We start from the raw sequence: 19,136 nt of genomic DNA, 5'->3' as shown, positions 1-19,136 counted from the left end.
AGTCACCCCACGGCCGGGAGGCGCGGGTCACGCCCGCAGGAACGCCTCCAGCTCGGCGGTGGTCGGGTACGAGGCCTGCGCGCCCGGCTTGGTCGCGGCGTACGCCCCGACCCCCACCGCGAACCGGGCGGCGTCGACGAGGGTGTCCCCGGTGGCCAGGCGCAGCGCCACCGCACCCATGAAGGCGTCGCCGCAGCCCGTGGTGTCCACCGGCTCGACCCGCACGGCGTCGATCGACACCGGATCGGCACCGCGATCGTGCACGACGCAGCCGGCACCACCACGGGTGACGATCGACCGCGCGACACCGTGGTCCCCGAGCGCGGCGGCCTCGTGCTCGTTCACGAGCAGCACGTCGGTCAGCTCGAGCAGTTCGGCCGGCACCGCGCCGAAGGGCGACAGGTTCGTGAGCACCGTGACCCCGGCGGCGTGCGCAGCCCGGGCGGCGGCGAGGACGACGTCGATCGACACCTCGAGGCAGAGCCCCAGCACCGTGGCGTCGGTGAAGGCGTCGGTCGGCACGTCCTCCGGCGTCAGCGTGCCGTTCGCCCCGGCGGAGATCACGATGGTGTTCTCGCCTGCGGCGTCGACCGTGATGACGGCGGTGCCGGTCGCCGTTCCCTGACGGACGGCGACGTGCGTCGTGTCGACACCCGCAGCCGCGACGGAGTCGCGGAGCAGCGCACCGTTCCCGTCGTCGCCGACCGCACCGATCATGCGCACCGTGCCCCCGAGCCTCCCGGCAGCCACCGCCTGGTTGGCGGACTTGCCGCCGGGCAGGATCGCGAGGTCCGAGCCCTGCAGGGTCTCACCGGGCTGGGGGAAGCGCTCGGTGCGGACCACCAGGTCCGCGTTGAGCGACCCGACGACGACGATGCTCTCGGTCAACGGACGGTCTCCTTCTGCGGGGCGACGGGGGTGGTCTCGGCGCCCTCCGGACGGGGGATGAGGAACGAGATCGCGAGCGCGACGGTCGTGATCGCGGCCCCGAGCAGCATGCCACCGGAGTACCCGGCGGTGCCCGCGGAACCGCCGACGCCGAGCGCGATCTGCAGCGCGGGCAGGACGGCGAAGCTGACCCCGGCGCCGAGGTTGAACGCACCGGCGTTCAGGCCGGGCAGGAACCCGGGGTTCGACTCCGGCGACAGCACGATGCCCAGGCCGTTCAGGATGATGTTCGCGATGCCGGCGTAGGTGATGCCGATCAGCACGGTCGCGGTGACCAGCACGGGCAGCGAGTGCACGCCGACGAGCGCCATCAGCACGGTCGAGACGATGCTGCCGATCAGGCCGAAGCGCAGGACAGCGCGGTACCCGATGGTCGGGGCGAGGCGCCCGGCGAAGGGTCCGACGATCCAGCCGACCAGCGCGTACGGGGTGAGGAACACGAGCGAGGCCAGGTCGGGCTCCATGCCGAAGCCGGCGTCGCCGTTCTGTGCGAGCGACGTGACCAGGCCGTTGACGACCGCGAACACGCCCGTCATCGTCAGGAACGTCGTCGCCAGGAGCGCCCAGGTCGCACGGCGTTTCAGGAACCGGGTCTCGACCAGGGGTTCCCGCACCCGCGACTCGACGGCCCAGAACACCGCGAAGGCGACGAGCGCGACGACGACGCCACCGACCACGAGCACGGGGTTCGCCGCACCGAGCTTGCCGGCCTCGTTGAACGCCGTCAGCAGCGCGCCGACGCTCACCACCAGTGGGACGACACCGATCCAGTCCATCCGGGTGCCGGCGGAGGGCTTCGACTCAACGCCCCAGACGGCGACCAGGAACAGGGCGAGGACGGTGACGACGGCGATGACCCAGAAGATCCCGCGGAACCCGAAGTTCGTCGCGATCCACCCGCCGGCCAGGGCGTCGACGCCCGCGATGCCGCCGTTCACCGCGGTCAGCAGCCCGAGCGCGGCGCCGTAGCGCTTCGGGTCGCTGATCTCGTTGCGCAGGACGAGCAGGCAGATGGGGACGACCGGACCCGTGACGCCCTGGATGATCCGGCCGGCGAACAGCATCGGCACGTTCACCGCGAGCGCGGCGACGATGCTGCCGACGAGCATCACGGCGAGCATGCCGAGCAGCACGCGCTTGCGACCGACGATGTCGGAGAGCCGCGGCAGGAACAGCGAGAACAGCGCCGCGAGCGTGAAGTACAGGGTCTGCGACAGGCCGATGGTGGCGTCGTCGGTGTGGAGCTCGCGCGCCATCGTGACGAGCGCGGGGCTGAGCATGCTCGCGTTCAGCTGGAACGCGATGCACGCGGCGAGGAGCGCGGCGGTGAGGGCGCCGATCGACTTCTTCGTCGAGGTGGTGGTCATGGGGTTCAGTGCTCCGGGGTCGTGGTGATGCCGGCTTCGACGGCGTCGGCGGCGGCACGAGGGGTCCAGCCGGTGTCGGCCGTCTCGCCGATGCGCTCGAGCGCGTCGACGACCAGGTCCCAGAACCGGCCGTGGTCGAGCTCCATCGCGGCGCTCGTGCGGCAGTCCTCGGGCGCCGGGGCGCGGAAGTCGGCGACGGTCATCCCGAGGGTCAGGGCGCCCTGGGTCTCGACGTGGATCGGGACCTTCACGGCACGGACGATCGTCGGGTCGATCACGTAGGCGACGGCGCAGGGGTCGTGCACCGGCGGGGCGTCGAAGCCCTGGGCGTCCTTGTAGGTCTGCCCGAAGAAGTCGAGCAGCTCACCGACGAACGCGGCGGGGGCGGTGCCGACACCGGCGATGCGCGCGGCGACCTCGGGGGTGGCCAGGGCCTGGTGCGTCAGGTCGAGACCGACCATCACGACGTCCCAGCCGGCCTCGAACACGATGGCCGCGGCCTCGGGGTCGATGACGATGTTGAACTCGGCGACCGGGCTCCAGTTGCCGACGTGCACGCCGCCGCCCATGAGCACGACCTGCTTGACGCGCTCGACGATGCGGGGCTCCTTGCGGGCGGCGAGGGCGATGTTCGTCAGGCCGCCGGTCGGCACGAGAGTGACCGTGCCGGGCTCGTGCGCCATCACGGTGTCGATGATCAGGTCGACGGCGTGGCGCTCGTCGAGGTCGAACGACGGCTCGGGGAGCATCGGGCCGTCCAGGCCGCTCTCGCCGTGGATGTCCGGGGCGACCTCGATCTGACGCAGCAGCGGGCGGGCGGCACCGGCGGCGAACGGCACCCCGGTGATGCCGGCGATCCGCGCGACGGCCAGGGCGTTGCGGGTGACCTTCGGCAGGGTCTGGTTGCCGACGACGGTGGTCACGGCGAGCAGGTCGATCGCCGGGCTGCCGTGGGCGAGCAGGAGCGCCACGGCGTCGTCGTGGCCGGGGTCGCAGTCGAGGATGATCTTCGCGGCGGGCTGGGTCGCATCGGGCACGCTGGGCGCTCCACTTCTTCGGGGAATCGAGGTGAGTGCTCGACGTGGTGGGGATCCACGGGCCGGCAGAACGCTGGCGACGCGGCGCGTCAAGCGTTTGACATCGAAACACGTCAAACGCTTGACGTCAAGTTCGAGCACCGCGCTCGCTAGCATCGACGGGTGCCCTCCCCCGCCGCCCCGAGCCGTCGTGTGACCGCTGCGATGGTGGCCGAGCGTGCGGGCACGAGCATCGCCACGGTCTCCCTCGTCGTGAACGGCAAGGACCGCGGGCGGGTCTCGGCTCCCATCGCCGCGCGGGTCCGCGACGCCGTGGACGACCTCGGCTACGTCGTCGACCACGCCGCGAGTTCCCTGGCGCGCGGCAGCGGTGACCTCGTCGTGTTCATCGCCCCCGACCTGTCGAACCCGTTCTTCGCCGAGGTCATCCGTGGGGTCCGCGACACCCTGGGCGACCGGTTCCAGCTCGTGCTCTCCGTCACCGAACGGGGCGCGCAGCCCGTCGCGGCCGACGTCCGGCGCTTCGAACGGCTCCGGCCCGCCGGCATCCTGGTCGATGCCCCCGCCGCCGACGAGCCGATGTCGGCGAGCGTCCCCGTGGTGCTGCTCGACGCCCCCGGTGGCCCCGAGGCCGTCAACTACGACCTCTCCACCGGCGTGCACGAGCTCGTCGCACACCTGCACGACCAGGGGCACCGGCACGTGGGCTACCTCGACGGCACCTCGCGGGCGGCGACGTTCGGCGTGCGCCGCGACCTGTTCGAGCAGGCCTGCGCAGACGCCGGCATCACCGTCTCCGAGGTCACCGCCCGTGCCGACCTGACCGTCGAGGCCGCGGCCTCGGCCACCGAGCACGTCATCGAGGCCTGGCAGGACGACGACGTCACCGCCGTCGTCGCGGCCGCGGACACCCTGGCCTACGGGGTCCTGCGGGTCGCTGGCGCGCTCGGCATCGCCGTCCCCGGCGCACTCGCGGTCGCGGGCTTCGACGACCTGCCGTCGTCGTCGGTCACCGCGCCGGCGTTGACGAGCGTGGCACTGCCCGGCGCTGACCTCGGTCGGGCTGCGGCACTGCGACTCCTCGCGACGCTCGACGGCACGGCCGCCGAGCCCGCGGCCCTGCCGACACGGCTCGTCCCGCGCGCGAGCACCGGCGCGTAGCGCCGGGCGACCGCGACCTCACGCGCTCAGCGACGGCGCACGCGCGCTGGAACGCGTGAGGTGTCGCTCGGCACGAAACGCCGGCTGCGGCAGTGAGCGCGACCGGACGACCGACGGGAGGCGCGGCACCAGCTGGCGCCGCGCCTCCCGTCAGCACGCCGTCGTCTCCACAACGCGCCCCGCGATCCGCTGGACGCCGCCGAATCCGGCGGCGTCTCGCTCAATCCGAGGCGTCCCGGCGGGACGCCGGCGTCTCACCACCCGACGAGACGGACTCCGACCCCGCCGTCCGGGCCGCGCGCTGGGCCCGCTCGAGCTCGTCGGCCTCGTCACCGCCGACGGCCTCGCCACGGGCGACCATGCCGGCCGTGTCGGACAGTGTGATCTGCGGCAGGAACAGCGCGAGCAGGAACGCCACCGCGATGAACGGCAGCAGGTACCAGAACACCGGTGCGAGCGAGTCGGCGTAGGCGTTCACGACGCCGTCCTGCACCGCCGGCGGCAGCCCTGCGACGGTCGACGGGTCGATGCTGCCCGCCGACGACGCCGCATCGGTCGCCGAGCCACCGGCACCGCGGAACACGTCGGTCAGCGACGTCGTGAGCCGCGCGGTGAAGAGCGCGCCGAAGACGGCGGTGCCGAGGGAGGCACCGACCTCGCGGAAGTAGTTGTTCGTCGACGTGGCGGTCCCGACCTGCTCGGCAGGAACGGCGTTCTGCGCGACGAGGACGACCACCTGCATGATCAGGCCGAGCCCCGCACCGAAGACGAACAGGTAGGCGCAGATGAGCCAGATCGGGGTGTCCGCCGCCAGCTGGGTCATCGCGAGCATCGCGATGGCCACCAGCACCGTGCCGACGATCGGGAACATCCGGTAGCGGCCGGTCTTGGTGATCAGGACACCCGATGCGATCGAGGTGCCGATCAGGCCGGCCATCATCGGCAGCATCAGCAGGCCGGAGACCGCGGCCGAGGTGCCCGAGGCCATCTGCAGGAACGTCGGGACGAACCCGATCGCCGCGAACATGCCGATGCCGAGCACCAGGCCGATGCCGGTCGCCAGCAGGAAGGTGCGGTTGCGGAAGAACGACAGCGGCAGCACCGGGTCCTGCGCGCGGGACTCGACGAACACCAGGAGTGCTGCCGAGACGACGAGACCGGCGAACCAGGCCCAGGTCTCGGGGGCGTCCCAGCCGTGGTCCTTGCTGCCGCCGAACTCCGAGAAGAACACCAGGCACGTGGTCGCCGCGGACATGAAGAGCACCCCGAGCACGTCGATGCGCTTCGTGGCCTTCTTGTTCGGCAGGGTCAGCGCGAACCACGCCACGAAGAACGCCGCGATGCCGACCGGGATGTTGATGTAGAACGCCCAGTTCCAGGTGAGGTGGTCCACGAAGAAGCCACCGAGCAGCGGGCCGCCGATGGCGGACAGACCGAAGATCGCCCCGAGCGGGCCGAGGTACTTGCCGCGCTGCGACGCCGGCACGATGTCCGCGATGATCGCCTGCGACAGGATCATCAGGCCACCGCCACCGAGGCCCTGCATGGCACGGAACGCCACGAGCTGCGTGAAGTCCGTGGCGAACGCGCACCCGGCCGACGCGATGGTGAACAGCGCGATCGCGATGAGGAACAGGTTGCGACGGCCGAGGACGTCGCCGAACTTGCCGTAGACGGGCATCACGATCGTCGAGGCCAGCAGGTACCCGGTCGTCAGCCAGGCCTGGTGCGCGACGCCGCCGAGCTCCCCGACGATGGTCGGCATCGCGGTGGAGACGATGGTCTGGTCGAGGCTGGAGAGCAGCATCCCCGCGATCAGGGCGGAGAAGATGATCCAGATGCGACGCTGCGTCAGGAGCAGCGGTCCGTCGGAGCCTGGGCGGGCACGCTTGGTGGTGCCCGGCGCGGTGGCGCTCATGTGGTGTGTTCCCGTTCGGTCGTGGTGACCGCCCTGAGCAGGCGGAGGTTCTCGGTGAGCAGCGCGTCGAACGTCGGCCCCGTGGCCTCGTCGAACGCGTCGTCGAAGTACTCGGTCGCGGTGACCTTGAGGAGCGCCGCCGCGGTCTCGGTGACCAGACGCGGTCGGCGGTCGGCGGGGTCGTCCCACCCGAACCGCCGTCCGAGCGCCACGGTGACCCGGGCGAGCTGCACGTCGGTCGCCGACAGGAACCGTGCGACGAGCGCCGGCTCCCGCTCGAACACCCGGCGGACCAGGGCTTCGTCGGCGCGGGCGATGCCGACCCGGTGGAACTGGTCGATGGCCAGCGCCACGATCGAGTCGAGGGGGTCGAGTCCCGCGGGGACGATGCCGCCCGCGGCGTAGGCGTCGATCGCCTCGACGTCAGCGTTGAGCTCGATGCCGAGCACGGCGTCGTCCTTCGACCCGAAGTGGTTGAAGAACGTGCGGCGCGACACCCCGACGGTCTCGCAGAGCTGCTCGATCGTGAAGCCGTGCAGCCCGTGCTCGACCGTCGCCCGACGCGCCTCGCCGATCATGCGTCGGCGGAGCGCTCGGGTGCGTTCGGTGGTGCTCACCAAGCAAGAATTGCACTCTCGTGGTGAAAGTGCAATGTGGACCGGGTCGAGTTACAGGGTCTTCTCGAAGCAGAACGACCACGGCATCGTCGCGGCGTAGGGCTCGTAGACGTCGATCTGGTCCCAGCCGGTCTTGCGGTAGAGCGCCACGGCGTCGGGCTGCTTGTCACCGGTCTGCAGGATGAGCCGCGGGGCGCCGAGTTCGCGACCGACGCGCTCGCACTCGTCGAGCAGTGCGGTGGCCGCACCCTTGCCGCGCGCGGACGCCAGCACGATGAGGCGCTTCAGCTCGACCTCGTCCCCCAGACGCCGGACGGCGATGTGCCCGACCGGTTCGCCGGACTCGTCGACGGCCAGGATCGACGTGACGACCGTCGACGGATCGACGCTCAGCGCACGGCTGCGCTCGGCGGTGACCGCCGGGTCCTCGCCGGCGTTCGCCGACCCGTAGCGCTCGTGCATCTCGTCGTCCATGCGGGCGCGGAGCACCACGCTGCGGGGGTCGTCCCAGGACACGCGTTCGATCGTGATCACGAACGTCGATCCTGGCACGGGCGACCGACGTCGCAGAAACCGAGGACGGCCGTCGAGCACGACCGGCGCCACCCGTCAGGCGCGCCGCCCGTCAGGCGCGCCGCCCGTCAGGCGCGCCGACCGAGTGCCGCGAGCGGACCCTCGCCGGCGCGGAACGCCGCGAGCACGGCCGCAGCGTCGTCGTACACCTCGGCCGCTCCGGCATCGCGGAGTTCGTCACCGCCGATGCCACCGGTCATCACGCCGACGCACGTCACCCCCACCTTGCCGGCGGACTCGACGTCCCACATGGCATCCCCGACCATCACAGCGTCGTCAGCGGAGACCCCGACCTTGTCGAGCGCCACCCGGATGATGCCGGGGTCCGGCTTCGCCTGCTCGACGTCCTCGGAGCTGGTCTCGGCGGTGACCCACTCGCCCGCGTCGAGCAGGTCGCGCAGGCGGGCGAGTTCGTGCTCGGGGGCGCTGGTCGCCAGGACGACGGCGTGCCCGGCCTCGGCGACGGCCTGCAGGAGCTCGCGCGCACCCGGCAGCAGCCGGAGCCGCGGCATCTGCTCGGCGTAGTAGGCGGTGTGGAACTGCTTCGCGGTGTCGCGGGTCTCCTGGGACGCGTCCGGCAGCAGCGTCTCGAGCAGCTTCGCCGAGTCCATGCCGATGGCGCGGTGGATGCGCCAGGCGTCGACGGACTCCCCCGCCGCCAGGAACGCTCGCCACCACGCGTCGATGTGCGCGTAGTTCGAGTCGGCGAGGGTGCCGTCGATGTCGAAGAGGACTGCTGTCGTGGGTGCGTCGGCCATCCCTCCATGCTGCTCGGGAGGCCCGGATCGCCTCCCAGGGGCAACCCGCGTCCGTCAGAGGGTGATCGTCTCCCCCGCGGGCAGGATCAGGACCGGGACCGGCCCGAGACCGTCTGGCCCGAGGAAGCGCGCGGCGGACTGCTGACCGAGCTCGCTCAGCATCGCCTCGTGGATCTGCACCGCCCGCTCGGGTGCCACGGCGCGGACGTAGTCGACGGCCTGGGCGGTGTTCGTCCAGGGGCCGCTCGTCGGCAGCAGCAGGGTCGGCACCGGGACGCCGGGCTCGAGGTACGCGTCGCCCGGGTGGAAGACCGCGTCGTCCACCAGGTAGCCGACGTTCGCGGTGGACGGGATGTCGGGGTGGATGACCGCGTGCTGCTCACCGAAGACCCGGACGGAGAACGATCCGACGGTGATCGTGTCACCGGCGTGCACCGCTGCGACGCGTCCGTGGTGTTCGCCGAGCTGCTCGACGACGGTCTCCGGGCCGCGCACGACGAGGTCGGGGTCCGCGGCGAGTCCCGCGCGGAGCGCGTCGATGTCGAAGTGGTCGGGGTGGTCGTGCGTGACGAGGACGCCCGCGGCACCGCGGACGAGGTCGACGGCCTCGGGCGTGAAGACCCCGGGGTCGATGACGAGGGTGACGCCGTCCTGCTCGAGGACGACGGTGGCGTGGTTGTACTTCGTCAACTCCATGCCGTCGACCGTACAGCGGTGTTGTAGAAGTCCTGCTGTGCCGGAGGTGCGGGCGCGTTCAGTCCGCCCGGCGCGCGACCCGCTCGAACAGCTCGGGCAGGCGGCTGAGCAGGGCGCGCTCCTCGGCGTCGGTCTCCTGACGGAGCGCCTCGGCCAGCCAGTCCGTCCGGGCGTCCGTGTCGTGCTGCAGCGCGGCCCGGCCGGCGTCGGTGATCCGGATCACCGTTGCCCGCCGGTCGGTGTCCGACGCGGTCCGGTCGACGAACCCGAGCCCGGCCAGTTCGCCGACCGTGCGGGACTGCCCCTGGTGCTTCACGCCCCGGCGTCGCGCGAGTTCCGCGATGGTCATGGGGCCCTCACGCTGCAGGAACCCGAGGGTGGTGGCGTGCGTGGCCGGCAGCGCGTCCGCCTCGCGTCGTGCGGCGCGCACGAGGCGTCCGATGGACTGCCGCAGTTCGGCGGCGAGCGCGTCGATCGGGTCCATGCCCGGAACGCTACCGCGCGGTGATCGGCGGGCCGGGACAGTGGGGGACGCGGTCCGACAATCCGCACAGCTGACAGCCGGTTGGATCGATGGATGCCCCGTGTCTCGGTCGTGATCCCCGTGCGGGACGACGCCGTGCACCTGCGCCGGTGCCTCACCGCCCTCGCGGTCCAGACCCGGCCCGCCGACGAGGTGGTCGTGGTCGACAACGGCAGCACCGACGACAGCGCGGCGGTCGCCCGGGGCGCCGGTGCGGTCGTCCTCACGGAACCGGTGCGCGGGATCGCCCGGGCGTCGGCGCGCGGCTACGACCGTGCATCAGGGGACGTCATCGTGCGGCTCGACGCCGACTCCGTCCCACCGCCGTCCTGGATCGCCGACGCGGTCCGGTTGGTGGCCGACCCCGAGGTCGTCGCGGTGACCGGGCCGGGCCGGCCTCGTGGCGGTGGCCCCGTGGTGCGACGGCTGTGGGACGCCGTGTACATGGGCCCGTACTTCGTCCTGATGTGGAGCGCGCTCGGGCGCCCGCCGCTGTTCGGGTCCGCCATGGCGATGCGCCGGTCGACCTGGGCCGCGGTCGCCCGCAGGGTGCACCGCGGCGACGCCGAGGTGCACGACGACGTCGACCTGAGCATGCAGCTCGACCCGGCCTGGCGGGTGGTGGCCGACCCCGTGCTCACGGTGCAGGTGTCTGCGCGACCGTTGGCGGGCCTCCCGTCCGTCTGGGTCCGGACGCGACGTGCCTTCCACACGTTCCGCGTGAACGGCCGACGGGCGAACCCGGTGCGCCGGTGGGCGCGACGGCTGCGCGCACGGTCGCGGTCGCCGCAGTGGTGGCGCAGCCGCTGACCGACGGGGTCGGGGGACAACGAATCGGTGACGGTCTCAGCCACCGCGGCCCCCGGTCGGTACGTTCGTGAGCGACGGTCATCACCTGACGCGACCGGACGAAGGGGAACCATGCGCCACACGATCGTGCTCACTGCCCTGGTGGCTGCGGGTCTCGCCCTGACCGGCTGCGCCCAGGCCGGACCGGCCGGACCGGCGAGCGCCACCGCGACCTCCGCAGCCGACCCGACGACGGCGCCGAGTCCCGGCCCCACGAGTTCCGAGGACGCGGACGCGGACGTCGACGTCGACGTCGACACGGCCACCGTCCCGGCCAGCTGCACCGACCTGATCACACCCGGCAAGTGGGACGAGGCGTTCGCTTCGGCACCGCTCAACGACCCGTCGGTCGTCGGCGACCCGATCGCGATCCCGAAGAGCTCGTTCACCCCGGCACTGCTGGGCGACGGCAAGCGCCTGTACTGCGTGTGGCGGGAGCCGCAGGCCGACACCTCGTACCTGTCCATCGCGGTCGACGCCGTCGACCCCGCGGCCGCCCGCGACGCGCTGGAGCAGCTCGCCACGAAGGGCTACGACTGCGACGACGAGTCCGACGGGTTCCTGTGCCAGAAGGTCTCGAAGAACTCGCAGTACCCGGTCACCGACGGCGACACGTACTTCGCGCGGGGCGACATCGGCATCCACATCCAGCAGTCGAACATCGAGACGACCGATCTGCTCGACGACGTCGTGGGGCACGTCTTCACGGACTGACCCAACCGGTCAGCGGGCCGGACGAGACCGCACGTGGGCTCGTTCGCCCTGCGGCCCGTACAGGCACAACACCTCGGTGACGGAGTCGGTCACGTTGCCCATCCAGTGCGGGGTGTGGGTGTCGAACTCGGCGACCTCGCCGGGCCCGAGGTCGAGGTCGTGCTCCCCCAGCACGAGCCGGAGCCGTCCGGACAGCACGTAGAGCCACTCGTAGCCCTCGTGCGTCTTGAGCGACGGTTCGCCACCGGGGGTGTTCGGCGGGAACAGCTGCTTGAACGAGCGCACCCCGCCGGTGCGCTTCGTCAGCGGCACGACGACGCGGCCTCCGTGCACCTCGGGCTTCATGTGCACGCGAGGGTCGCCCGTCTGCGGTGCGCCGACCAGGTCGTCGAGGGGCACCATGTAGGCCCGGGCGAGGCGCAGCAGCAGTTCCAGCGTGGGCTTCCGCTGCCCGGACTCGAGCCGCGACAGGGTGCTCACCGACACCCCCGTCTGTTCGGACAGCGCGGCGAGCGTCACGTCGCGATGGACGCGCAGCGCGCGGAGTCGGGGGCCGACCCCGTCGACGACCTCGGCTGTCGAGCGCGGGGCGGTCGCGTCCCGGTTGCCGTGTCCCATGGCGCCCATGTTGCCATACCGGCAAATTTGGTTGCTGTCGCAGTCGCTCCCGCCGCATGATCAGCGCATGCCCGAACACTTCGACGTCATCGTCATCGGCGGCTCGGCCGCCGGCTTGTCCGCCGCCCTCATCCTCGGCCGCTCGCGGCGCTCGGTGCTCGTCGTCGACTCCGGCGAGCCCCGCAACGCGCCGGCGGCCGGCGCGCACAACTACCTCGGCCACGAGGGCGTCGCACCCACCGAGCTGCTCCGCATCGGTCGCGACGAGGTCGCCGCCTACGGCGTCCGGGTCACGGCCGGGAGGATCGTGGCCACGTCCGCCACGACCGGTGACGGTCACGACACGGTCGGCTTCTCGGTCACGCTGGACTCCGGCGCGGTCGTCACCGCACGCAGGCTGGTCGTCGCCTCCGGCGCCGTGGACGTCCTGCCGGAGGTCCCGGGCCTGGCCGAGCAGTGGGGGCGCGGGGTCGTGCACTGCCCGTTCTGCCACGGGTGGGAGATCCGCGACCAGCGGATCGGGGTCCTGGTCACGACGCCGAACGGCGCACACCACGCGCTCATGTTCCGGGCGCTGAGCGAGCGGGTGACCGTGTTCCTGACCGATCCGGCACTGATGGACGACACCGCCCTGGCCGGTTTGGCCGCCCGCGGCATCTCGGTCGTCGAGGGCCCCGTCGCCGCCGTCGTGTCCGAGGGTGACCGGCTGACCGGCATCCGGCTCGGCGACGGTTCGTCGGTCGAACTCGATGCCCTGGCCACGGCGAGCCGGCCCGAGGCACGGGTGGGCTTCCTGTCCGGGCTGGGCCTCACCGCCACCGACCAGTTCATGGGTGACTTCCGGTTCGGGACGGCCCTGACCGTGGACGCCACCGGGCAGACGGCGGTTCGGGGTGTCTACGCGGCCGGCAACGTGACGGCCCCGATGGCGACGGTCATCGCGTCGGCGGCTGCCGGCACCCAGACAGGCGCGGCGGTGCACGGCGACCTGGTGCAGGCCGACCTGGCGGAGGCGCTGGCCGGGGTCGGTGCGGGCGTCGGTGCGGCCGATGTTTCGCGCTGAGCGACAGTCCGTGGGGCCTGGCGGGCGTGCAGTGTCGGTGAGCGCGAAACCCGGGCTCGGTCAGTCGACGCGGTAGCCGGCCTGTGCAGCCAGCAGCGGCGCGAGCGTGTAGAGCTGGTCGGCGCCGATCGTGGCCCCGCGGAACCCCTCGAGCCGTTCGACCCGGTCCAGGTCGGCTCCGCGCAGGTCGACGTGGTCGATGCGGGTGTTCGACCCCTCGGCAGCACGGATGCTGCTGCCGTCGAACGACACCCGCAGCAGCTTCGCGTCGGCGATGTCGAGCTCGTCGATGACGCAGTCGCGGAACACCACGTCGGTGATCGTCGAGCCACGCAGGTTCACGAACCCGAACTTCATGCCGACGAACTCGACGCCGTTCAGCCCGGAGTCGTACAACTCCGCCGAGCCGACCCGCCCGCCGGAAACCCGGACCTCGCGCCACGTACTGCTCGATGCCCGCAGGATCGGGGCGTCCAGCGAGTCGATGATCGAGTCACGGACGCGGAGCCCACGGAAGTCGGCATCGTCCCCCCGGAGCGTGTCGATCACGCACTCCTCGATCTCCAGGTCGGGCAGCCGCTCGCCGGTCAGGTCGAGGACGTCGATGCGCTTGCCCTCGATGCGGTCGCCCGTCAGGACGTCACCGGGAGCTGGCGCCCAGTCCTCCAGGTTCATCGGTTCGGTCAGGGTGATGCGCGGGGCGTCGGTGCCGGAGGAACGTGCCATGCACCCAGTCTGTCGGTGACCGCCGACCCCGCGGGCCCCGACCGGGATCAGGACCGGGGTCGGGTGAGGACGCTGTCCAGCCGGTAGTCCTTCGCGGGGCCGCGCGCTTCCCACCGCACGCTCCAGCGGTCCTGGTCGCCGTCGAAGGCCCCGGTGTAGTCGTCCGGAGCGCAGGCGTGGGCGACGCTCCTGCCCCAGACCCAGTCGTGGAAGACCCGACCGTCGGAGAAGTGCACGGTCCAGCCGCCGTCCGGGCCGCGCCGCAGGACGAGGGTGCGCGAGACCGGGGTCGTCCGGCCGTCGAACGTCATCACGCCGGACTCGTCCCAGCGCACCTCGTCGTCACCGACCAGGGTCAGGGTGGTGGTCCCGGTGACGGTCCCCGCGGCACCGGCGCGGTGGTCGTGCACGGTGCGGTGGAGTTCCCACACCCCGAGCAGGTCCGTCGGCAGCAGCACCCGCCCAGGCTAACCGCGCAGGGCCTCCGCCCGCGCGGCTCGGCGCTCGTCCTCGCTGATGACCCCGCGGGCGTGCAGCTCGTCGAGTTCGAGGAGCCGCTGTTCCGGCGAGGTCCGGCGCGCACCGTGCGGGCGCCGACTGCGGACGACCGCGATGCACACGGCGGCGATGACCGCCACGACGACGAGCACCATCAGCAGGGTCCAGACGAGGTCGTAGACCGGCGGGATGAGGGGGTTGTGGAGTTCTTCCGAGGCGATCATCGTCCGCGCAGGGCTTCCGCTCGGGCGCTGCGGTGTTCCTCGTCGGAGATCACGCCGCGGGCGTGCAGGTCGTCCAGTTCGTCGAGGCGCTGTTCGAGCGGCTTGTCCGGTGCGAACGTGCGGCTCTGCATCGCCTGGTACGCGATGTCCTCCTGCATGGTGAGCGGGTTCTGACCGCGGTCGGCCATCCGCTTGCCCCGGTAGAGCGCCAGGACGGCGATCGTCAGGGTCGTGAGGATCGCCAGGGCGACGACGACCCCGAAGGCGATGCCGAACCAGCCGTCGAACAGATCGGGCATCCCCGAGCCACCCGGCCCGTCGATCTCACCGAACACTGAACCACTGAGCACCATCGCGCTCCCCCTTCTCACAACGACGAGCGAAGCGTAGCGCGAGACGGGGAACACGAGCGGGCGTTCCTTCCCAGAACGCCCGCGATGGAACGTGGAAACGGGCGTACCTGGTCGGAACTCCCGACCCGGTACGCCCGGAAGCACCCGGTACGCCCGATCCGACCCGGCAGCGCGAGCCCCGCCCAGCGCGACCACCCCACCCCAGCCAGCCCGACCCCGCTCAGCCGCGCAGCGGCCCCGATCCCGGCACGTTCGCACCGTCCGCGAAGCCGGCCACGAGTGCACGCAACGCTTCTTCGGAGGTGTGTCGGGCCTCCCATCCGAGCACCGACCGGGCACGGTCGGTCCGCATGATCGGCACACCGGCCGCGATGTCGATCCACCCGGCGTCCGTCGGCTGCAACCGCAGCCGCCACGTCAGCGTCACGATCCCGCGCAGCAGCCCCAGCGGGATCCGTACGGCGCCGAGCATGCCGAAGGCCCGAGCCAGTCTCGGCGGGTTGAGCACGGGCGTCGCGGCGATGTTGAACGCCCCCGCTGCCCGTCGGTCGACCGCGCGCCAGTAGGCGTCGGCGACGTCGTCGGCGTGCACGGCCTGGAACACGAACGGGTAGGGCAGCGGCAGCACGAGCCAGCGGATCCACCGCACGATCGACATCGGCACGAGGTGTCCGAGGAACAGCCCGCGGATCTCGGCGGCGGCGTCCCGCTGGAAGATCAGCCCCGGGCGCAGCCGGGTGACGGTCACGGCGGGGTGGTCGGCCTCGAACGCGTCCATCGCCGCCTCGTTGGCGGCCTTGTGGATCGAGTACGTCGCCGTCGGGATGCCGTCCGTCGGCCAGCTCTCGTCCACGGGAGTCCGCTTGCCGTCGACGTCCACCCCGCGGTAGGCACCCACCGAGGACGCCACCACCACCTGGGGCACCTCGGCACGTGCGACGGCAGCCAGGACGTTCGCCGTGCCCGTCACGTTCGTGCGGTACTGCACCGGGATGTCGTGCGTCGGTTGCAGCGCCCACGCCAGGTGGATGACGGCGTCAGCACCCTGGAACACGGCGGCGAGCTGGTCCACGGCGTCCGCGGCACCGACGTCGACGGCGTGCCAGACGGCGGCGTCGTACGGCTCCGCACGCAGGTCCGGCAGCCGCCGGGCGACGCCGACGATCTGGACGCCGGTGCCGTCACGGCCAGCGGCGTCACCGTCGCCGTCGGCGCGCACCGCCGCGAGCCGACGGAGCACCGCCGTCCCGACGTTGCCGGTCGCGCCGACGACGACGATCCGCATCAGGCTGCGGCCATCGCGGGGTCGAGGACGACCTTGACGCAGTCGTCCTGCTTCTTCTGGAAGACCTCGTACATGTGCGGGGCGTCCTCGAGCGAGACACGGTGCGACGTCAGGTCGAGCGTGCCGAGCGGGTCCGACGGGTCCGAGACGAGCGGCATGATGTCGTCGATCCAGCGCTTCACGTTGCACTGGCCCTCGCGGATGGTGATCTGCTTGTCGAAGAGCGTCATCATCGGCATCGGGTCGGCCATGCCGCCGTAGACACCGCTCAGCGAGACGGTGCCGCCACGACGGACCAGGTCGATTGCCGCGTGCACGGCCGCCAGGCGGTCGACACCGGCGGTCTCGATCGCCTTCTGCGCGAGCTTGTCCGGCAGCAGGCCGGCGGCGCGCTGCGCGAAGCCCGCCATCGGGTTGCCGTGGGCCTCCATACCGACGGCGTCGACGACACCGTCGGGGCCGCGGCCGTCGGTCAGGTCGACGAGCTCGGGGACCATGTCCTTCGTCAGGTCGAACACCTCGGCGCCGTGCTTCGCCCCCAGGTCACGGCGGACCTGCTCGGGGTCGACGGCGAGCACGCGGTAACCGAGGTGCTTGCCGATGCGGGCGGCGAACTGGCCGACCGGGCCGAGGCCGAGCACGGCGAGCGTGCCGCCCTCGGGCACCTGGGCGTACTGCACGGCCTGCCACGCGGTGGGCAGGATGTCGCTCAGGAACAGCCAGCGGTCGTCGGGGGTGCCGTCGTCCGGCACGACGATGGGGCCGTAGTCGGCGTGCGGCACGCGCAGGTACTCGGCCTGGCCGCCGGGGACCTGGCCGTACATCTTCGTGTATCCGAACAGCGAGGCCCCGGTGCCGTACTCGGTCACCTGGGTGGTCTCGCACTGGGACTGCAGGCCGTGCTGGCACATCCAGCAGTGGCCGCAGGAGATGTTGAAGGGGATGACGACGCGGTCGCCGACCTTCAGGTTGGTGACGCCGGACCCGACTTCCTCCACGACGCCCATCGGCTCGTGGCCGAGGACGTCGCCGCGGTCGATGTACGGGCCGAGCACGCGGTACAGGTGCAGGTCGGAGCCGCAGATCGCCGAGGAGGTGATCCGCACGATCGCGTCGGTCGGCTCCTGGATGGTCGGGTCGGGGACGGTCTCGACGGACACCTTCTCGGTGCCCTGGTAGGTCAGTGCGCGCACGTTGCGTTCCTCTCGTGGTCGCTTCGAGCCGGCCTGGAGGCACGACTCGCGTTCCCCTCCTCGGTACGCGTCCGACCCGTGGACGCTCCCAGCCCCGGGTCCCCCTCGCGCGGGTCGGCGCGCGGACGGCGGCGCGTCGCGTGGAGGACGCCGGCGTCTCGCTCGGCGGACGTCGGCGCGTCGCTCGCCGGACGTCGGCGCACCGCTCGGCGGACGCCGGTCAGCCCCGCAGCCGGTCCCGCTCCGTCGGTGGCAGGTGCTCGGTCGCCGTCCGGCGGGCCGCCGGGCTGAGGAACCGGCCGCTCTGCTCCAGGAACGCCACCAGCGCCGCCTCGGACGCCCGCTTCCCCGTCTCGCGCAGCACCAACCCGAGCGCCGACTGCACCGTCTCGCTGCGCTCCCGCACCAGGCGTCCGGCGATCCCGAGCGGCACCTCGGCGTCGCCCTGCTTCACGAACGCCAGGGTCGCGACGACCGCGATCCGCCGGACCATCGCCACGTCGGACTTCGCCAGCGCGAACAGCGGACCGATCGAACCGCCCAGCAAGGGGGCGCCGACGAGTTCCTCGGCAGCCAGGTCGACGAGCACCGGGTCCTCGAACCGCTCGGCCTTCGCCGCCGACAGGTACTCGTCCGTCAACTCCGTGTCGGGGTACGCCCGCATCGCCTGCACGAGCAGCAGGACCGCGACGAGCTTCGCGCCGTCGTCCTCGCTCCAGAGCAGTGCCGAGCGTTCCCCCTCGTCGAGGTCGTGGAACTGCCGGGCGACCCTGCGGGCCGCGGCGACGTCGCCGGTGGTCCGGGCGAACGCCGCCAGCACGGCCTCCGCATCACGCCCTGCCTGGAGGCCCGTCACGCGGCCGCCCCGTCGCTCACGTCGGCCTGCGGCGCTCTCCGACGCCCGCGGCTGAGCACGATGACCGCGACGACCACCAGGAACGCCGCGAACAACCAGGTGCCGACCTGTGGATCGACCAGGCGTGCCAGTACCGCGCCGCCCGGTGAACAGACGGCGGCGGTGATGCCGACCGTCAACCCGACGCGCAGGTCGACCGCGCGGCGCCGCAGGTTCGCGACCGTCCCGGACACCGACGTCGGCACCATCGTGAGCAGCGACGTGCCCTTCGCCAGCAGGTCACCGGCGCCGAGCACGACCTCGAGGCCCGGCACGATGACGACCCCGCCGCCGACCCCGACCAGCCCGGACAGCACACCCGACAGCAGCCCGAGCAACAGCAGGACGATCGCCTCGACGACCCCGAAGTGCACCTCGCCACCGCGGGTCGGCACCGTGGTGAACAGCGACACGAGCACGACGGCGATGAACCCGACGAATATCCACGGCAGCACGCGGAGCGGCAGGGCACGGAGCAGCCGTGCGCCGATCGGGGCGCCGATGACGCTGCCGATCGCCAGGGTCAGGGCCGCGAACCAGTGCACCTCGCCCTGCACGGCGTACGCGATCGCCCCGACGACGGCCGCGGGGGCGATCGCCACGAGCGAGGTGGCCGAGGCCCGTCGTTGGTCCATCTGTGCGAAGGCCATCAGCGCCGGCACGACGATGACCCCACCGCCGACGCCGAACAGTCCGGACAGCACCCCCGCAAGGACCCCGATCGCCACCAACACGATCCCGGTTCCGCCGCGCTTCCTCATCCCGCCCAGGCTATCCGCGCCGCGGGCTACGACGCAGCCAGCGCCCGCTCGTCCTCGTGCACGAGCTGGTGCACCCGCTGGTACGAGACGCCGAGGACGACCGCGATGTCCCGCAGGGTGAGGCCGTCGTCCTTCAGCGAGACAGCGATCGCTCGCCGCAGCGAGAGCGCTCGAGCCTCCTTCGCCTCGGCCTCGGCCCGCAGCGCCGTGGCTTCCTCGAGCGAGCACGCCAGGTCAGGCTCGAGCTCGGCGCGGATGACCACGGTGACGTCACCCTGATCGAACCCTGCGACGAAGCCGATCCGGGACAGCGGGCTCCTCGCACCATGCGAGGCCTTTCATCGAGTGAGCAGAAAAGG

At 72.1% G+C, this 19,136-nt stretch carries 23 protein-coding genes; 4 read left to right on the top strand and 19 right to left on the bottom strand.

Translation table 11 applies throughout. The features are described 5' to 3' along the window. Positions 1–27 precede the first annotated feature (27 nt). Genes BIU95_RS12180 through BIU95_RS12170 form a run of 3 tightly spaced genes read right to left on the bottom strand, consistent with a single transcriptional unit; the run spans position 28 to position 3,352 of the window. Positions 28–888, bottom strand: coding sequence for a ribokinase (locus BIU95_RS12180; RefSeq protein ID WP_071251779.1), 861 nt, complete (start codon positions 886–888; stop codon positions 28–30). After that, positions 885–2,315: an MFS transporter gene (locus BIU95_RS12175; protein WP_071251778.1), complete on the bottom strand. Its 1,431-nt coding sequence runs from the start codon at positions 2,313–2,315 to the stop codon at positions 885–887. Before BIU95_RS12175 ends, BIU95_RS12180 begins: the two co-directional genes overlap by 4 nt. 5 nt (positions 2,316–2,320) lie before the next feature. Next, positions 2,321–3,352 carry a nucleoside hydrolase gene (locus BIU95_RS12170; RefSeq protein WP_071251777.1) on the bottom strand — a complete coding sequence of 344 codons (1,032 nt, stop codon included), beginning with the start codon at positions 3,350–3,352 and terminating at the stop codon, positions 2,321–2,323. Between the two features lie 162 nt (positions 3,353–3,514). On the opposite strand from BIU95_RS12170, the gene BIU95_RS12165 reads away from it, so the two are divergent. Continuing rightward, a complete protein-coding gene (locus BIU95_RS12165) occupies positions 3,515–4,513 on the top strand; it encodes a LacI family DNA-binding transcriptional regulator (protein ID WP_040419828.1) in 999 nt (332 codons plus the stop codon). Between the two features lie 220 nt (positions 4,514–4,733). Here BIU95_RS12165 and BIU95_RS12160 read toward each other — a convergent pair whose 3' ends face one another. From BIU95_RS12160 to BIU95_RS12135, 6 genes are all read right to left on the bottom strand, one after another. After that, positions 4,734–6,431 carry an MDR family MFS transporter gene (locus BIU95_RS12160; RefSeq protein ID WP_017887508.1) on the bottom strand — a complete coding sequence of 566 codons (1,698 nt, stop codon included), beginning with the start codon at positions 6,429–6,431 and terminating at the stop codon, positions 4,734–4,736. Beyond that, entirely contained in the window at positions 6,428–7,048 is a 621-nt protein-coding gene (locus tag BIU95_RS12155; protein ID WP_017887509.1) for a TetR/AcrR family transcriptional regulator, read from the bottom strand. The genes BIU95_RS12160 and BIU95_RS12155 overlap by 4 nt, the downstream gene beginning before the upstream one ends. A 51-nt stretch (positions 7,049–7,099) precedes the next feature. Then, the gene (locus tag BIU95_RS12150) at positions 7,100–7,582 is read right to left on the bottom strand and encodes a GNAT family N-acetyltransferase (protein ID WP_231564055.1); all 483 of its coding nucleotides are present in this window, start codon (positions 7,580–7,582) and stop codon (positions 7,100–7,102) included. 107 nt (positions 7,583–7,689) lie between these two features. Further along, positions 7,690–8,379, bottom strand: a complete 690-nt coding sequence (locus BIU95_RS12145; protein WP_071251776.1) for an HAD family hydrolase — start codon at positions 8,377–8,379, stop codon at positions 7,690–7,692. A gap of 54 nt (positions 8,380–8,433) precedes the next feature. Then, positions 8,434–9,075 carry an MBL fold metallo-hydrolase gene (locus BIU95_RS12140; RefSeq protein ID WP_042538315.1) on the bottom strand — a complete coding sequence of 214 codons (642 nt, stop codon included), beginning with the start codon at positions 9,073–9,075 and terminating at the stop codon, positions 8,434–8,436. A gap of 58 nt (positions 9,076–9,133) precedes the next feature. Beyond that, a complete protein-coding gene (locus tag BIU95_RS12135) occupies positions 9,134–9,559 on the bottom strand; it encodes a MarR family winged helix-turn-helix transcriptional regulator (RefSeq protein ID WP_042538313.1) in 426 nt (141 codons plus the stop codon). Between the two features lie 93 nt (positions 9,560–9,652). On the opposite strand from BIU95_RS12135, the gene BIU95_RS12130 reads away from it, so the two are divergent. Together BIU95_RS12130 and BIU95_RS12125 are read left to right on the top strand one after the other, a co-directional pair. Then, positions 9,653–10,408 (top strand): glycosyltransferase family 2 protein, encoded by a 756-nt coding sequence (locus tag BIU95_RS12130; RefSeq protein WP_042538311.1) that lies wholly within the window; start codon positions 9,653–9,655, stop codon positions 10,406–10,408. Between the two features lie 111 nt (positions 10,409–10,519). Then, complete coding sequence (locus BIU95_RS12125; RefSeq protein ID WP_071251775.1) at positions 10,520–11,161, top strand: hypothetical protein; 642 nt, start codon at positions 10,520–10,522, stop codon at positions 11,159–11,161. A gap of 9 nt (positions 11,162–11,170) precedes the next feature. On the opposite strand, the gene BIU95_RS12120 is transcribed toward BIU95_RS12125, so the two are convergent. Next, positions 11,171–11,788 (bottom strand): helix-turn-helix domain-containing protein, encoded by a 618-nt coding sequence (locus tag BIU95_RS12120; RefSeq protein WP_056073188.1) that lies wholly within the window; start codon positions 11,786–11,788, stop codon positions 11,171–11,173. Positions 11,789–11,846: 58 nt separating this feature from the next. On the opposite strand from BIU95_RS12120, the gene BIU95_RS12115 reads away from it, so the two are divergent. Then, entirely contained in the window at positions 11,847–12,842 is a 996-nt protein-coding gene (locus BIU95_RS12115) for an NAD(P)/FAD-dependent oxidoreductase (RefSeq protein WP_056073190.1), read from the top strand. 60 nt (positions 12,843–12,902) lie between these two features. Here BIU95_RS12115 and BIU95_RS12110 read toward each other — a convergent pair whose 3' ends face one another. The 9 genes from BIU95_RS12110 to BIU95_RS12070 form a co-directional block, all read right to left on the bottom strand. Beyond that, a complete protein-coding gene (locus BIU95_RS12110) occupies positions 12,903–13,568 on the bottom strand; it encodes a pentapeptide repeat-containing protein (RefSeq protein ID WP_017887518.1) in 666 nt (221 codons plus the stop codon). A 47-nt stretch (positions 13,569–13,615) separates the two neighbouring features. Then, positions 13,616–14,026 (bottom strand): DUF6314 family protein, encoded by a 411-nt coding sequence (locus BIU95_RS12105; RefSeq protein ID WP_017887519.1) that lies wholly within the window; start codon positions 14,024–14,026, stop codon positions 13,616–13,618. A gap of 9 nt (positions 14,027–14,035) precedes the next feature. After that, positions 14,036–14,290: a hypothetical protein gene (locus BIU95_RS12100; protein ID WP_071251774.1), complete on the bottom strand. Its 255-nt coding sequence runs from the start codon at positions 14,288–14,290 to the stop codon at positions 14,036–14,038. Continuing rightward, positions 14,287–14,589, bottom strand: a complete 303-nt coding sequence (locus BIU95_RS12095) for an SHOCT domain-containing protein (RefSeq protein ID WP_139179768.1) — start codon at positions 14,587–14,589, stop codon at positions 14,287–14,289. Before BIU95_RS12095 ends, BIU95_RS12100 begins: the two co-directional genes overlap by 4 nt. Before the next feature lie 274 nt (positions 14,590–14,863). Then, positions 14,864–15,928 carry an NAD-dependent epimerase/dehydratase family protein gene (locus BIU95_RS12090; RefSeq protein ID WP_071251772.1) on the bottom strand — a complete coding sequence of 355 codons (1,065 nt, stop codon included), beginning with the start codon at positions 15,926–15,928 and terminating at the stop codon, positions 14,864–14,866. Next, positions 15,928–17,121, bottom strand: a complete 1,194-nt coding sequence (locus BIU95_RS12085; RefSeq protein ID WP_017887523.1) for a zinc-dependent alcohol dehydrogenase — start codon at positions 17,119–17,121, stop codon at positions 15,928–15,930. Before BIU95_RS12085 ends, BIU95_RS12090 begins: the two co-directional genes overlap by 1 nt. Positions 17,122–17,341: 220 nt before the next feature. Continuing rightward, on the bottom strand, positions 17,342–17,977 hold the full coding sequence (locus BIU95_RS12080; RefSeq protein ID WP_071251771.1) for a DNA alkylation repair protein: 636 nt from the start codon (positions 17,975–17,977) through the stop codon (positions 17,342–17,344). Beyond that, positions 17,974–18,777, bottom strand: a complete 804-nt coding sequence (locus BIU95_RS12075) for a sulfite exporter TauE/SafE family protein (RefSeq protein WP_056073198.1) — start codon at positions 18,775–18,777, stop codon at positions 17,974–17,976. The genes BIU95_RS12080 and BIU95_RS12075 overlap by 4 nt, the downstream gene beginning before the upstream one ends. A gap of 26 nt (positions 18,778–18,803) precedes the next feature. Beyond that, positions 18,804–19,040, bottom strand: a complete 237-nt coding sequence (locus BIU95_RS12070; RefSeq protein WP_217639439.1) for a helix-turn-helix domain-containing protein — start codon at positions 19,038–19,040, stop codon at positions 18,804–18,806. Positions 19,041–19,136: the final 96 nt, after the last annotated feature.

Origin of the sequence: Curtobacterium sp. MCBA15_007 (genome assembly GCF_001864905.1) — a bacterium.
Classification (GTDB): domain Bacteria; phylum Actinomycetota; class Actinomycetes; order Actinomycetales; family Microbacteriaceae; genus Curtobacterium; species Curtobacterium poinsettiae.
Note: the sequence above shows the minus strand (reverse complement) of the source record. Positions and strands in the feature narration are given on the sequence as shown.